This is a genomic window from Streptomyces sp. AB3(2024) (assembly GCF_041862025.1).
Classification (GTDB): domain Bacteria; phylum Actinomycetota; class Actinomycetes; order Streptomycetales; family Streptomycetaceae; genus Streptomyces.
Genome location: NZ_JBGWAB010000430.1, coordinates 1 through 223, shown reverse-complemented (window position 1 = coordinate 223; position 223 = coordinate 1). Strand labels below are relative to the sequence as shown.

Genomic DNA, 223 nt, shown 5'->3' with positions numbered 1-223 from the left:
CAGCCAGAACGCCGTACCGATCCCCGGCATCGACGCGATCACCAGACCCGTCGCCAGCTTCGCCAGCCCCGTCCACGCCTGACCCGCCTTGTCCCACCCGTCCACACCGACCAGGGTGCCCAGGCCACGGATCGTGCCCCAGATCCCGTCGACGATCAGACCGTCCCACACGAACGACTTCGCCCAGTACCCGATCTCCCAGGCCCGGTGCGTCTCCTCCAGC

1 protein-coding gene is annotated in these 223 nt (G+C 69.1%); it reads right to left on the bottom strand.

From position 1 onward, the window contains the following. The coding region (locus ACEPPI_RS41095; protein WP_373920326.1) for a hypothetical protein at positions 1–223 on the bottom strand (223 nt) is incomplete at both ends.